The organism is Methylosinus sp. shoA, from assembly GCF_059718125.1.
Map to the genome: position 1 here is coordinate 2,440,843 of NZ_AP046091.1, position 13,978 is coordinate 2,454,820.

Annotated in this window: 13 protein-coding genes and 1 pseudogene; 9 read left to right on the forward strand and 5 right to left on the reverse strand. The window is 61.7% G+C overall.

Annotated features, from left to right (window positions below; genetic code table 11):
* Positions 1-38: 38 nt before the first annotated feature.
* The 8 genes and pseudogenes from AC6IW9_RS11035 to AC6IW9_RS11070 all read left to right on the forward strand — a co-directional run.
* Positions 39-173 carry a hypothetical protein gene (locus AC6IW9_RS11035; RefSeq protein WP_497772593.1) on the forward strand — a complete coding sequence of 45 codons (135 nt, stop codon included), beginning with the start codon at positions 39-41 and terminating at the stop codon, positions 171-173.
* A gap of 74 nt (positions 174-247) precedes the next feature.
* Positions 248-1,480, forward strand: a complete 1,233-nt coding sequence (gene zigA, locus AC6IW9_RS11040; RefSeq protein WP_497763812.1) for a zinc metallochaperone GTPase ZigA — start codon at positions 248-250, stop codon at positions 1,478-1,480.
* Positions 1,481-1,559: 79 nt separating this feature from the next.
* Positions 1,560-2,189, forward strand: a complete 630-nt coding sequence (locus AC6IW9_RS11045) for a DUF1826 domain-containing protein (RefSeq protein WP_497763813.1) — start codon at positions 1,560-1,562, stop codon at positions 2,187-2,189.
* 415 nt (positions 2,190-2,604) lie between these two features.
* Positions 2,605-5,172, forward strand: coding sequence for a TonB-dependent receptor domain-containing protein (locus AC6IW9_RS11050; protein WP_497763814.1), 2,568 nt, complete (start codon positions 2,605-2,607; stop codon positions 5,170-5,172).
* Positions 5,173-5,471: 299 nt separating this feature from the next.
* Positions 5,472-6,182 (forward strand): ABC transporter ATP-binding protein, encoded by a 711-nt coding sequence (locus AC6IW9_RS11055; RefSeq protein WP_497763815.1) that lies wholly within the window; start codon positions 5,472-5,474, stop codon positions 6,180-6,182.
* The gene (locus AC6IW9_RS11060; protein ID WP_497763816.1) at positions 6,179-7,570 is read left to right on the forward strand and encodes an ABC transporter permease subunit; all 1,392 of its coding nucleotides are present in this window, start codon (positions 6,179-6,181) and stop codon (positions 7,568-7,570) included. The genes AC6IW9_RS11055 and AC6IW9_RS11060 overlap by 4 nt, the downstream gene beginning before the upstream one ends.
* Positions 7,571-7,581: 11 nt before the next feature.
* On the forward strand, positions 7,582-9,045 hold the full coding sequence (locus AC6IW9_RS11065) for a DUF3526 domain-containing protein (protein ID WP_497763817.1): 1,464 nt from the start codon (positions 7,582-7,584) through the stop codon (positions 9,043-9,045).
* 200 nt (positions 9,046-9,245) lie between these two features.
* Positions 9,246-9,676 (forward strand): annotated as a pseudogene (locus AC6IW9_RS11070) (transposase); the annotation flags it as partial.
* Here AC6IW9_RS11070 and AC6IW9_RS11075 read toward each other — a convergent pair.
* Positions 9,625-9,936, reverse strand: coding sequence for a hypothetical protein (locus tag AC6IW9_RS11075; RefSeq protein ID WP_497772594.1), 312 nt, complete (start codon positions 9,934-9,936; stop codon positions 9,625-9,627). The pseudogene AC6IW9_RS11070 and the gene AC6IW9_RS11075 sit on opposite strands and share 52 nt — an antisense overlap.
* On the opposite strand from AC6IW9_RS11075, the gene AC6IW9_RS11080 reads away from it, so the two are divergent.
* A complete protein-coding gene (locus AC6IW9_RS11080) occupies positions 9,886-10,803 on the forward strand; it encodes a LysR family transcriptional regulator (RefSeq protein ID WP_497763818.1) in 918 nt (305 codons plus the stop codon). The two genes, AC6IW9_RS11075 and AC6IW9_RS11080, sit on opposite strands and share 51 nt — an antisense overlap.
* Here the strand turns inward: AC6IW9_RS11080 and AC6IW9_RS11085 are convergent.
* From AC6IW9_RS11085 to trbF, 4 genes are read right to left on the reverse strand one after another with little or no spacing between them, the layout of a single operon-like run.
* Complete coding sequence (locus AC6IW9_RS11085; protein WP_497763819.1) at positions 10,767-11,024, reverse strand: DUF2274 domain-containing protein; 258 nt, start codon at positions 11,022-11,024, stop codon at positions 10,767-10,769. The two genes, AC6IW9_RS11080 and AC6IW9_RS11085, sit on opposite strands and share 37 nt — an antisense overlap.
* Positions 11,021-12,229, reverse strand: coding sequence for a TraB/TrbI/VirB10 family type IV secretion system protein (locus AC6IW9_RS11090; protein WP_497763820.1), 1,209 nt, complete (start codon positions 12,227-12,229; stop codon positions 11,021-11,023). Before AC6IW9_RS11090 ends, AC6IW9_RS11085 begins: the two co-directional genes overlap by 4 nt.
* On the reverse strand, positions 12,226-13,296 hold the full coding sequence (gene trbG, locus AC6IW9_RS11095) for a P-type conjugative transfer protein TrbG (protein ID WP_497763821.1): 1,071 nt from the start codon (positions 13,294-13,296) through the stop codon (positions 12,226-12,228). Before trbG ends, AC6IW9_RS11090 begins: the two co-directional genes overlap by 4 nt.
* Positions 13,293-13,976, reverse strand: coding sequence for a conjugal transfer protein TrbF (gene trbF, locus AC6IW9_RS11100; protein WP_497763822.1), 684 nt, complete (start codon positions 13,974-13,976; stop codon positions 13,293-13,295). The genes trbG and trbF overlap by 4 nt, the downstream gene beginning before the upstream one ends.
* Between the last annotated feature and the right edge of the window lie 2 nt (positions 13,977-13,978).

The window sequence follows — 13,978 nt, forward strand, 5'->3', positions numbered from 1 at the left end:
TCTCAGCGTTGTTGATATCTCGATCGAGGGAGCCGTCCGTGAACAAGATTCGCATCGGCATGGATACGTCGAAACATTTCTTTCATCTGCACGGCGTCGACGCCGCCGAGGGGTGGTTCTGCGCAAGAAGCTGGGGCGCAAGCAGATGCCGGCCGCGGCGCTGCGCGCCTTGACCGACCCAGCTCTTGACGCCGGAATGAGCCGTGAGTAAAGTGTTATGTTATAACATATCACTGTGTAGGCCGCCATGATCAAACGAGAACGCTCCGACCGCCGCCTTCCCGTTACCGTCCTGTCGGGCTTCCTCGGCGCCGGCAAGACGACGCTCCTGAACCACGTCCTCAACAACCGCGAGGGATGGCGGGTGGCGGTCATCGTCAATGATATGAGCGAGGTCAATATCGACGCAGACCTCGTGCGCGATGGCGGCGCCGGCCTCTCGCGGACGGACGAGAAGCTCGTCGAAATGACCAATGGCTGCATCTGCTGCACCCTGCGCGACGACTTGCTCGAAGAGGTCCGGCGCCTCTGCGAGGAAAATCGGTTCGACTATCTGCTGATCGAGAGCACCGGGATCGCCGAACCGCTTCCGGTGGCGAGCACCTTCTCCTTTCGCGATGAAAATGGCGCGAGCCTCTCCGATGTCGCCCGGCTCGACACGATGGTCACCGTCGTCGACGCCATCAGTCTTCTCAAAGACTATGGGTCCAACGATTTCCTGCGCGACCGTGGGGAGACGGCCGGAGAAGGAGACGAACGCACGCTCGTCGATCTATTGGTGGAGCAGATCGAGTTCGCCGATGTCGTCGTCGTCAACAAGGCCTCGGAGGTTTCGCCCGACCATCTCGCGCTCGTGCGCAAAGTCGTGAAATCGCTCAACGCCGACGCGCGCATCGTCCAGGCGGATTTCGGACAAGCCCCGCTCGACGCCATTCTCGACACGCGTCTATTCGACGAGGAGAAGGCGCAATGCCATCCTCTCTGGCACAAGGAACTATACAGTTCCGACGAGCATGTTCCAGAAACGGAGGAATACGGCATCCAGAGCTTCGTCTACCGCGCGCGGCGACCGTTCCACCCGGACAAATTCAACGCATTCGTCAATGAGACATGGCCGGGTCTCATCCGAGCGAAAGGACACTTCTGGCTCGCCACACGGCCCAATTGGGTCGGCGAGTTTTCGCTCGCCGGCGCGATCGCGCGCGTCACGGCGATGGGCTATTGGTGGGCCGCCGTCCCTAAGAAGCATTGGCCAGACCATCCGGAATGGAAGAGGCTCTTCGATCGTAATTGGCACAAGATCTGGGGAGATCGGCGGCAGGAGCTCGTCTTTATCGGCGTCGGCATGAACGAGGCCGCGATACGGGCGGCGCTCGACGCCTGCCTCGTCGGATCGGACAGAATGAAGCGCTTCGATCCCGACGATTATCGCTCGCTTCGTGATCCCTTCCCGGTCTGGGAGCGAGCAGATGCGGCCTGACCGACAAATCGTGTACCTTTCGCTCGGGGGGCGTTCCGCATGCCCGACGGCGCTCCGCCTGTCGCGCAGCCGACGCCGCTTGTGGTCGATCAGCCTCATTCCACGAACATTGGAGCCGCTCGTCGCGACTGCTCTCGATGCGGCCCCGATCGCAAGCTTGCCGAACCTGCGCGTCACGAGCGACGCCGAAACATTGGAGCACGCTGTCTGGCAAGGATTGGCGAACGCCGATTTCGAGAAATGGCTCGCCGATTGGCTCGTGAAGGACATCCTCTATCTGGCCCGAATGTTTCGAGAGCTGGCGCGGGCGCAACGGCTTCTCGTGAGACTCGAAACGATCACCGACGACGCTTGTCGCAAATTCCACGTCGATAATGTCCGCTTTCGGCTTGTTACCACTTATCGCGGACCGGGGACGCAATGGATAGAGCCTTCCGCTCTCGCGACTCCGCCGATGTGCGAAGCGCCTCCTTCGGACGCTATCCGGCAGCTCGAGCGAGGTTGGATCGCCGTCCTGCGCGGCGGCAAGACCGCCACGCTCGAATGTCCCGGATTGCCGCATCGGTCGCCACCGATCGCCGGAACGGGAATTGGCCGTCTGCTCCTCGCGATCGACGACACGACCGATCACACTGATCCGCGAATGTCGTCAGAATTTCGTGACGGATTGGAACCGGAAAGTCCGATCCGCCACATCCTTGTGAGGTAGAACTGATATGCGCACTTATTCCTCGCGCCTTCGACGTAGGATCATCGCGAAACGAATTTGTACCGCAGACGAACCATGCCGCGGCTTGCCTTTCGCTCGCCGCCCTCTCGTCGCTCGGCGCTTTCGCGCAGGAATCGCTGCCTGAAATCGAAATAGCCGCCGAAGGAGGATGAAGCTCGAGGTCAATGCCTCCAATCTGATGGATCGGGCGAACTTTACGTCGAATGGAGCGCTGTTCCGGGGCGAGCCGCGATCGGTCTCATTGGGTCTGCAATTCAGGTACTGAAGATCGACACTCCGAATTCGACGCAGCCGTCGAGGGCGTCATGGGGGCCGGAGAGCGCCCCTGGCACCTATCACATATCGAAGGGAAGCAGCGATGGCGAAGAAGGGTCTGCGTCACGAGGGTGCGGAGATGAGTTCGACAGTTGCGGCGATGGCGATCGGCGCCTTTGCGTTTGGAGTGGCGCCGGCGCAGGCGTCGCTCTCGCCGCAAGAGCACAGCGGCGCCGCGATGGTCCACGACAGTCCGGCCGGGCCTGTGGCGCCCGCGCTCAACGCCTTCGCGGTGAGGAACGAGCTGCATCTGTCCTTTGACGCGCGGGTGACGCGCGCGCTGCGCAGGTCGGGGCTGGTCAGGGCCTTCTCGATCCGCGAGGGGCTCGATCATCTGCTCGAGGGCACGGCACTCACCTATCGCTTCGGCGGCCCGGACGAGAAAGCGGTGTCGATCATTCTCGCGCAGAACGACGGCGTGCGCAGCGACGCCGGGCCAGAGGCGCTGCCGACGATCGAGATCGGAGCGCAGGAGGGAGAAAGCGGTCGCGCTTCGGCCGGTCACGGCCGCGGCGATCGCAACGACCCCTCGGCGCGGACGACGCTGAACACGCCTGCGCCGACGGCGAGCCGACTCGGGCTGACGCAGCGTCAGACGCCCGCGACAGTCTATTCGATGAACCAGAACGAGATGCGGGAGCGCGGCCTGCAGCAGGTGCACGAGGTCATCAGGACCTTCCCGGGCGTGACCTTCGGCAGCAATCCGGGTACGCCGATGTCGTATTCCATCAGAGGCTTCACCGACTCGCAAATCACCGTGCTGCGCAACGGCCTCTATCTCGGCCCGTCGGATTTCACCGATCGTCTATACAACACCTTCAACCTTGAAAGCGTCGAGGTGCTCAAGGGCCCTGCATCGGTTCTTTATGGTCAAGGCGCGATCGGCGGCGTCGTCGATGTTCGCACGAAAGAGCCCGAGTTCGGTCCGACCCGAGGAGAAGCCTTCATCGGCTCGTCCCACTCCTTCCTCGACGTCGGCCGGTTCAATACGGTCAATCTCGGAGTCGGCGCGACGACGCAGATCAATGATCAGCTCGCGGCGCGCCTCGACCTCAGCCGCAATTTCGCGCAGGGTTTCGTAGAGAACTCGACGCCGAGCTCGTTCAATGTGACCGCCAGCCTGCTCTGGAAGCCACAGGAGGATTTCGACGTCAAGCTCGGCATCGACTATATGCAGGACGAATTGAGCCGCTACTATGGAACGCCGCTCATTCCCGCGGCCTATGCTCGCTCCCCGATGTCGGGGTTGATCACGTCCCGGGAAGGCCTCGTGATCGATCGGACGATGCGCTACAAGAATTACAACGCCGCCGACGCCCTCGAAAAATCGAGCCAGTTCATGCCGACGATCGTCACGACCTGGCGCCCGACGAGCAATCTCACGATCAAGGATACGGCCTATTATTTCTTCGCGGATCGCGACTGGCTCGACGTGTATTCATCCACCTTTATAGGCCTCGACAATGGCGCGACCGACGCGTTCGGGAATCCGATTCCCGCCGGGTCGATCGCGCGGGACCGGTTTCATGTTTTTCATTATCAGCACAATTACGGCAATGTTCTCACCGCGACCCTCGATCACGATCTCTTCGGCCTGCCCAACCGCGCATTGGTCGGCACCGAAGTCAGCTCGATTCACTTCGCTCGCGACGCCGCATATCCCGACGCCTACTACGCCGATTATGTGGACGCCTGGAATCCCAATGTCGGAACGCTGGGGAATTTTCCGGGCCTGTGGCCGGCTCGGCGAACCTATGCGAGACTGGATCGCTATGCCGGACTCTTCGAGGACAGCCTCCAGCTTCTTCCGAATTTGCGATTGGTCACGGGCGCGCGCTATGAGTTCGAGCGCCTCGACCGGCCGAACTACAATCAGGACGGGACATTCAACGCCGCGACGAGCTTTCGCCGAAACTATCACCCGTTCAACTTGCGAGCCGGCGCCATATACGACCTGACCAAGGAGTTCGGCTTGTTCGGTCAATTTACGACCGCGCAGGATCCGGTCGGATCGGCCTATTTCTACGCCAACGCCAATGAGAATTTCAATCTCAGCAGCTCGCGGCAAGGCGAGGTCGGCGCCAAGGCGTCGCTCGACGACGGACAGATCGAGGCGACCCTGGCGCTCTATGACATCCGTCGGTCGAATATTCTCAGCCAGACGTCCCAAAACAGCGTTTCGAACATCGGCAGTCAAATGTCGCGCGGCGTCGAATTCGCGACGAATTTCTTTTTGATGCCGCAATGGCGGGTGAACCTCAATGCCGCATATACGTTTGCACGCTACGGTTCATTCATCGACCAGTGGACGGGCGTCGACGCCTCCGGGAACAGGCCGCTGAATATTCCGACATGGACCGCGAATTTGTGGACCCTCTATTCGGGCGTGGCGGATTTGCCGCTCGATCTCGGGCTCAATCTCCACTATGTCGGCGAGCGCGCGGGCAACTACGGCAACACACTGTTTCTCAATGGATATGTTCTGACGGATGTCAGCGCGATCTACCACATCGACAGCAATCTCGACGCCGCCTTCCGCATCAACAACCTGTTCGACACGGAGTATGTGCAGAGCATTTCCACTTTGAAGCAGCCGCTTCTGGGCGCGCCGAGGACTTTTGCATTCTCCGTATCGGCGCGGTTCTGAAGAGTCCGGTCGAACGGCCGATGCTCGCGAATGGCGTCGAGAATTTGTCGCGCGCCCGCAGAAGTCGGAGTGTCCGCCGTCGTCGGATCGATGATGAGCCGCCGCCCGTCCGCACCCACGGCGATTGTGACGCTCGCGTCGCCGCGGGTTCGGCCGCCGGGGTTTTGACCCGATCCGTTGCCTGAGCAGGATTTCGGAAAAATGGATGCCGGTCTTCCGATTAAATGCCTGCGGAAACAACGAATTCTAAACAGAGATGCGTTGGCCCTCCAACGAGCCCACGAAAGGATCGAGACCCCATGCTGCAAACCGCTGAGCTGTACGTCACATACGGCGATACTGTTGCCCTTCTATCTTTGACGCTCAATGTCCGCCCCGGGGATATCTATTGCCTGCTGGGGGCGAATGGCGCTGGCAAGACCACGTTGATCAATGCGTTTCTGGGATTTATCACGCCTGCTGGCGGCAGCGTTCTGGTAAATGGGCTGAGAGTTGATCAGCACCCTTTGAAGAGCAAGAAAGACATTGCCTACATTCCCGAGCAGGTGATGCTCTACGGGGTTCTCACCGGGATCGAAAACCTCGAATATTTCGCCGCCTTGGCCACAGGACGCCGCCTTCCCTGCGAACTGTTGCTCTCGCTGCTAGTGCAGGCCGGCCTGGATCCCTCGGCGGCAACGCGACGCGTATCCAGCTATTCGAAAGGAATGCGCCAGAAGGTGGGCATTGCCATTGCCTTGGCCAAGGGCGCCAAAGCACTGCTGCTGGACGAGCCGACCTCCGGGCTCGATCCCAGCGCCGCCAACGAATTTTCCCTCCTGCTTCGCAAGGCGGCCGACCAAGGCGTCGCCGTGTTGACCACCACCCATGATCTCTTTCATGCCAAGCAGACAGCTACCCGTATCGGCATCATGCGGCAAGGACAGCTGCTTGCCGAGTTTGAGAGCCAATCGGTCAGCCACGATCAACTGGAGGCCACCTATCTTGAACATATGAGGACGGTGCAATGATCGGGCTTATCGCTGGGCGTGAACTCAAGGAGTATCTACGCGATCGGCGTCTGCTTTGGGCTGGCGGAATCGTCCTGATCCTTTTGCTGACGGCGCTGCTTGTCGGTGGGCAGCAGCAGCGCACAGCCAATGCGGAGCGTGCAGCCGCACAACAACTGGATTACGACGACTGGATCGGTCAGAAGGAGCGGCACCCGCACGATGCCGCTCACCAAGGGATGCACGTTTTCAAGCCGGAGGCCCCCCTCACGGTCGTCGATACCGGGATAACGCCGTACGTCGGATCAACACAGTGGCTGCAGGCACATCGCCAGAGCGATGTGAAGTTCGTGCCCGCCCAGGATGCGACTGGTTTGCAGCGTTTCGGCAATCTCACGGTCGCTTGGGTTCTGCAGGTGCTGGGCCCCTTGCTGGTCATCGTGCTGGGCTTCAATGCCTTTGCCGGCGAGCGCGAGCAAGGGACGCTGCGCCAGTTGATGAGTCTTGGCGTCTCGCCACATCGACTGCTCTTCGGCAAGGCGCTGGCTTTGTCGTCCGCACTGGCGCTGCTGCTTGTGCCGACGGGCCTCTTCACAGCGGTCATTGCGATTGTCGGTCTCGATCCTGCGTTGCAGGGAGACACCTTGTTGCGGCTAGCGATCTTGTTCTTCGGCTACGCGATATATCTTGGCATCTTCGTCTTCGCCACCCTCGCCGTGTCCGGGCGGGCGCCGACATCGCGCATTGCGCTGATGATGCTTCTCGCGTTCTGGATCGCGGGAATCGTCCTGGCGCCCCGGGCGGTCTCGGATCTGGCGGATCGCTGGTATCCGACGCCCAGTCGGGTGGAATTCAATAATAGCCTCGACGCTGATCTGAGCCAGGGATATGCCGTCGCTTGGCAGGCTGCTTTCGGCGTCAAGAAGCGCTGGGGCGCCGAGTTGCCCCTCAACCGCTGGGGCGAAGCGCTGCAGGTCGACGACCATGCCGGCTACGGCGTTTTCGAGCGGCATTTCAGCGAATTATGGGGCAGTTTTGACGATCAGCGGCGATTGCAGGAGTGGAGTGGCCTGGTTTTTCCGGTTCTGGCGCTGCGTTCGTTCTCGATGGGTATCGCCGGCGCCGATTTTTCCGCGCATCGTGAATTCTCGATCGCGGCGGAGCGGCAGCGTCGCATCATGCAGGACCTGATCAGCGATGATCTCGTGCATCACGCCGATCCGCTGGGCAACCAGCATTTTGCTTACAAGTCCGAAACCAGCCTGTGGGCAAAGGTTCCGCCGTTCAATTACCGCATGCCGACATTGGAAGTGGTGCTGCCGGCCAATATCCGGAGCCTGGTCATCCTGTGCGCGGGATTGCTGATATCTGCGGCGCTGGCCTGGCTCTCCGTGCCGCGTCGGGTTTGAGGGGGATTGCCATGAAATCGAACTACCAGCTTTTTGCCCTCGTGTTTCGCCATGAATGGCGTCTCCTGCTTGCCGACCGAAGTCTCTGGCTGACGTTGGGCATTCTCTTCGCCGTGCTCGGCTACGGACTCTACAACGGGATTGCAGCAACGAATGACCGAATGCATACCCACGCCACGCTGCAGATCCAGGAGAAACGCGTGGAGACGGACAACATTTCCTTGTTGCGCCGGATTCTGGCCGGCGAGGAAACGCCTGATCCTTTTTCCAATCCGGCCGATCCGGCCAGTGTCGGCTATGGCTTGGCCGCCCGCTATGCAATCATGCCGGCCCTTCCGCTGGCGCCGCTTGCGCTGGGGCAATCGGACATGCTTCCAGATCATTACAAGATCAGCTACGACAACAAGGCCACCTTCATGTACGACGGGGAAATCGAGAATCCCTGGAACCTGTTGAGTGGCCGGTTGGATGCCGTATTCGTCATTATCTATCTGCTGCCGCTGCTCGTTATCGCCCTCAGTTACAACTTGCTGTCCGCTGAACGAGAGCAGGGAACGTTGAAACTGGTGCTGTCCAATCCGCTCTCCCCGGCCTCGCTGCTGGCCGGGAAGCTGTTGGCGAGAGCCTTGCCGCTTCTCGCTGGTGCCTCCCTGATCCCGCTCTTTGCGCTCCTGGTGTTCTTTCCACCTGCCAGGCAACTGGATTCGCTTCCCCTATTGGCGGGATGGGTCCTGATTGTGATTGCCTATGGCATGTTCTGGTTTGCCTTGGCCGCCCTGGTCAATGGCCTGGGCTCTTCGTCCGCCAACAATGCCTTGTTGCTGGTGGTATCCTGGGTTGTCTTGACCTTGATTGTTCCTGTTGTCGTCAATCTTCTCGTCGCAATTGCGAGTCCTGCTCCGTCAAGGGTCGAGCTGGCCACGCGTACTCGTTTGGTCACCATCGCAGGAATGAACCGCTACAACGATCTGCTGGTTACGGACTACCGCTATACCACGGAACCTGAGTTGCTTGTCCCCAAGGATGGCAAGCTGGCCGTGCCGGAACGACTGCGTGCCTTCTATCTGATGAGCAAAGATGTGGATACCAAGATCAAGGATCTGCTCGATCGCTTTGAAAGCCAGGTTGCCGGGCAACAGAAACTGGTCAACCGCTGGGGTTTCCTCTCGCCGGCTATCGTGGCCTATGAAGGGATCACCGGACTCAGCGGTACCGGCTCGCGGCGGCATCTCCATTTCAAGACGCAGATCGATACCTTCCATGAGGCTTGGCGGGCGTATTTTGAGCCACGGGTGCTATCCGGGCTGGCCGTTACCGAAACCGATTTCGCTGAAATGCCGCATTTTGCTTGGCAGGAGGAGGCATCAGGGCAAATTCTGTCAGACATGTTGATGCGTCTCCTGCAGCTGCTCCTGCCAGCCATGCTCATTGCTTGGGGGACTGTCCGTTTGTTGCGCCGCTATCGGCTTGTGTAGCGTCCGCTCATTACTAGAGCGTCGTCCGAGCATGGCGATTCGATAAAGCGTGGCGGATTCCCATATCTGAAGCAGAGCGCTGACCGGCATCGAGCGGGCGGCTACGAGGGGAGAGCCGGCCCCGGAAATTCGGACAGTAGCTTGAGTGGATTTTCTGCATGACAGCGGCGATGATTCTCGTTGCGAATCAGTAACATTCGATGATCAAGCGGACACGCAGGACGCATTCTTCGGCGTTCAAGGCGAAGGTGCCTCTGGCCGCCGTAAAGGGGGAGAAAACGCTCGCCGAATTGGCGCAGCAGTTCGACGTCCATCCCAACCAGATTGCGCCGTCGCGGAGCCAGCTGCTCGAAGGAGCCGCGGGAGTGTTCGGCCAGGAGAAGGGCGAGGCGAAGGAGGTCGCCGTCGATTTGAAGGCGCTGCACGCTAAGATCGGCGAGCTGACTTTGGAGAACGATTTTTTAGAGGGCGCGCTCAGCAAGGCCGGGCTGCTGAGCGCAAAGCGATGATCGACCGCGCCCACGATCTTTCGGTCGTCCGACAGGCGAAGGCGTTGGGGCTCGCCCGCAGCACGGTCTACTACGAGCCCCGACCGGTCTCGGCCGAGGACTTGGCGCCCATGCGCATGATCGTCGGGCCGTTCGGAACGGCGCATCGATTGCGGAGGAATCGGGTCCGTTCGCCGAAAAACCCATAGCTTGCAAAGCGATAGCCGCCTGATCGGCGGCCTTGAAAAGGCCATTTATTTTCAATGAAGTAGGAAGCATTAGAACGGTCGATGGCCTCCTGTCGTCGGCATATCCGATTCTGGAAATCAGCTTGTGAAACCGGGCTTTTCAGGTGAATTCGGAGCTTCGCGATCTGAAATGGGCCATTGTCGCCTCCCGGCATCGAAGCCTCCGGCAAGCGGCGGAGACGCTGAGCACTCGTCAATCCACCCTCAGCCGGCGATTGCGCGATCTCGAATGTGAGCTCGGCCTGGACTTGTTCGAGCGCACCACCGGCGGAACGAAGCCGACGCCGGTCGGCCGCGAATTTCTGGAAGCGGCGCAGCGCATCGTCGACGAAGCGGACCGCCTCTTCCTCCGATTCAAAACGCGACGCGACGTCGGGAACAGGCCACTGCGAATAGGGATTTGCTCGTCACTCTCGGCTGGCAATCTGCGGGGGACCCTCGCGAACTTCCGGCGCCAGATCGAGGATACGGACATTCTTTTGGTTGATGGCGCCAAGGAGCGATTGCTCGACGAGCTCGTCGCCAGCGCGATCGACGTCGCCATCCTGACGGCCGGCGGCGGGAGGTGGAATGATCGCATTCTGCCGCTCTGGAGCGAAAGGGTGATCGTCGCTCTTCCGGAGCAGCACACTCTGATCGATCGGCAAGCCGTTAAATGGCAGGAGCTTTGCGACGATCGGATATTGCTGACGCAGCGCGGCGTCGATTCCGAGCTCGAGCAGTTGCTGAGCGTGAAGACCGGCGGCTCGGGTTCTCTGCGTATCAGCTACCAGGACGTCAGCCTCGACAGACTGCTGAGCCTCGTCGGCGCCGGCTATGGCGTCTCGCCACTGCTCGAAGGCGCCGCCGGATTTGGCTGCCCCGGAGTGACCCATCGCGAGCTGCATGACGACTGTGGTCAGATGCGGCTTCAGTTCGCGGCCTATTGGAAAGAGACGAACAGCAGTCCGATGCTCCGAACATTTCTCGATCTGCTGCGCGCTCGCTATCCCGACCTTTCGGTTTCCGCGACATCGGGTTGAGGCTTCGGCCCTGCCCGAGTCTTCGCGAAGGCTCTGTCGGTCGCTATGAAGCGCTGGAGCATCGGAACGATCAGCTTCGCCGGATCGCCGATCTTTTGCCCATTGGCTCTGCCGAGTGCGTCCGCATAGGCGACGAGATCGCGATGCAGAGAGGCGGGAATCTCGACGGTGATTTTGACGGGCTTGTCGTCGGCGAGCGGACCGAGCTTCAGTTTCGTCACGGCGCCATTCCTTCCTTGTATGGAGCCAATAGGAGATCCCGCGTTACGAGCACGCGAACAGGAAAGCCCGGGCGAATGGTGAGAGTGGGCTGGACATTGAGCTGGCGTTGAACGAGCAATTGCCCGGTCTGGCTCGCGCTGTTGGATCCGCCGCGACGGATCGCTTGGATGAGGCTATTCTCGCTGCCCGTCGTTCCCGCTTCGGAGCCGACGCTGAGGAGCGTCGAGGGCGCCGCGCCTTTGATCAGCATGTCCCAATGATTGTCGACCTCGTCCTCGAGACCGGCATAGCCGGCGGCGTCGGCGCCGGGCTGCCGTTCCAGCACGATCGAGGCTCCATTGGGCATGATGAGCCGGGTCCAGGCGAGGAGCACGCGCTTTTGCCCATAGGCGACGGAGCTGTCGTATTGGCCGATCAGCTTCGCGCCCTGAGGAATGAGCAGAAATTTCCCCGTGGGACTGTCGTAGACCGCTTCGGTCACCTGGGCCGTGATCTGTCCCGGCAGATCGGAGCGGAGGCCGGTGATGAGTGCGGCTGGGATGACCGTTCCGGCCTGAACGATGTACGGCGATGCAGGCTTGACGAGCCGATCGGGACTGACGGTTCGCCGATCGGTGGAAGCCGTCAGAAAAGCCGTCTTGCGATCCTGCATGTTCTGAGCGGAGCCGGCGTCGACAGATGGCGTCGCTACGGCGCCTGCGTCGGCCGCGAAGATCGCGGTCGGAGAGATCGGCGTGATCGGCCTCTCGCGCTCATTCGTCTGAGCAAAGAGCCGGCTCACGCGCGCGGCCTCGCCTTCCTGCGCACGGCGCTGCGCCTCGGGATCGGAGGCCGATGCGCCGACAATCGTCGTATTGCTGGCCGCGCCAGCATTCAGAATGGGTCGCCCGAGATCACCCGGGAGAGGCGGCCCGAGCGGCGGCGCCGGACGCGGTATTCCGGTATAGTCCTTGGGCAGGTTCGCGAGGCCGTCGGCGGCAGGACGGTTCTGCGTGTTGTAGAGTTCCTGGGCCGCGCCGCTTCTGTCGCGCGGCTGCAGCGCGTAGCCGAGCGCGCCGGCGATCGCGAGGGCCGCGACGCTCGCCATGCCGATCAGCACCTTGCGCGACAGCCGCGTCACGCGCGGGCGTTCGCCTCGGAGCCGAAGGTCCGGCGTGATCGGCGGCGGCGAGCCGAATTTCTCATCATTCGCGTCCGGCGTCATGACCGCGGCCTTCCGTCGGTGCGGACGATGCGCACGCGCCGCTCGCTGTCCGCGTCACCGAGACGGAGCTCTGCGGCGGCGAAGAGGCGATCGACGATGTAATAGTTACGACTGACGCGATAATTGACGAGCTCCGAGCCGCCGGCCGGACCGATGACGAAGAGCGGCGGCGTCTCGCCTTGCCGAATGCCGCTCGGGAATTCGATATAGACCTTCGACCCATCGTCGAAGGCGCGCAGCGGCCGCCAGGCGGGACTGTCGCCCTGGATCGCGTAGCGAAAATTCAGCGATGAGATATCGACGCCGGCAGCGATCGGCGCAGCGGATTCGGCGGTGGCGTTCTGACGACGCAAGGCGATGAGCTGGTCCTCGGGATATTGCCAGGAGACCGAGGCCATATAGGTCTTGTCGGTCGATCGCAGCTCGAGCAGATAGGTGCGCCGATCGGTGTTGACGACGAGATTGGTGACGAGGTCGGGCCGCGTCGGCTTGACGAGGATGTGGATCTTCTTGGTCGCGCCGGCGCCGCTCTCCGTGTCGCCGATGATCCAGCGCACGGTGTCGCCGGCCGCAACCGGCCCCGAGCCGACGAGCTGCTCGCCCTCCTGCAGGGCGACATCGGTGATCTGTCCGGGCGCGGCATAGACCTGATAGAGCGCCCCACCCGAGAAGGGATAGACTTGCACGGCGTTGATGAAGCCGTCGCGGACCGGCTGCACGCGGGCGGCGGCGTTGGCCTGATTGACGCGCACGGCCGGATCGGCGGGCTCGGGCGGCGCCTTGCCCGCGTGCAGCGGCTTCAATTGGCCGGGTAAAGGAAGCGGCTTGGCGAGCGTGACGATTTTCACCGGCGCCGGCGGATCGGCGGAGAGCCGCGCCGGCGCGGCGTCGTCATAATCGATGTCCGGCGGAATGAATTTCGCGCATCCAGCGAGCGACGGCATGGAGATGAGCAGAATCGCAAAGCCGGCTCTACGGAAAGACACGTTTCCATCTTTCCGGAACCGCATGTTCACGGCAATGTGCGAAGCCGGATCGCCGGCATTCAAGAAATTCGGCCGGGTCATTGTCCGAGCTCCTTGGACCAGTTGATGGCGTTGACGTAGACGCCGAGCGGATTCTTGCGGAGACGATCGGCGTCGGTCGGCGGCTGGATGACGATGGTGAGGATCGCTGTCCATCGCGTGGTGTCGGCGAGCGCGCCTTCCTGATAGCGGCGCTCGATCCAGGCGACGCGGAACGAGTCGGTCGAGGCGCGGATGACGCTGGAGACGTCGACGGCGATCTGCTGCTTGCCGAGCCTGGCGAAGGGATCGTTGGCGCGGGCGTAATCGTTGAGCGCCGCGGCGCCCGCCGTCGTCGTGAAGTCGTAGGCCTGCAGCCAGTTCTGCCGGACGACGACAGGGTCGGCCGGAGCGGCGCGCACATCGTTGATGAAGCGGGCGAGATACCAGGCGATCTGCGGATCGGACGGCGTGTAATCCGCCGTCGCCGGAGCGACGGCGCGCGCCTCGCCGAACTTGTCGACTTCCACGACCCAGGGGACGACGGTTCCATGCGTCGACTGCCAGACGAGACCGGCCGCGAGCCCGCAGGACAAGAGCAGAGAGCCGAAAGCCATCAGGCGCCAGTTCTTCGCCTGGACGCGCGCAGAGCCGATGCGCTCGTCCCAGACCTGCGCGGCTCTCTGATAGGGCGTCTCCGGTTCGGGAGTGCGCCCATAGCGCACCGACACGCGTCGGAACATGG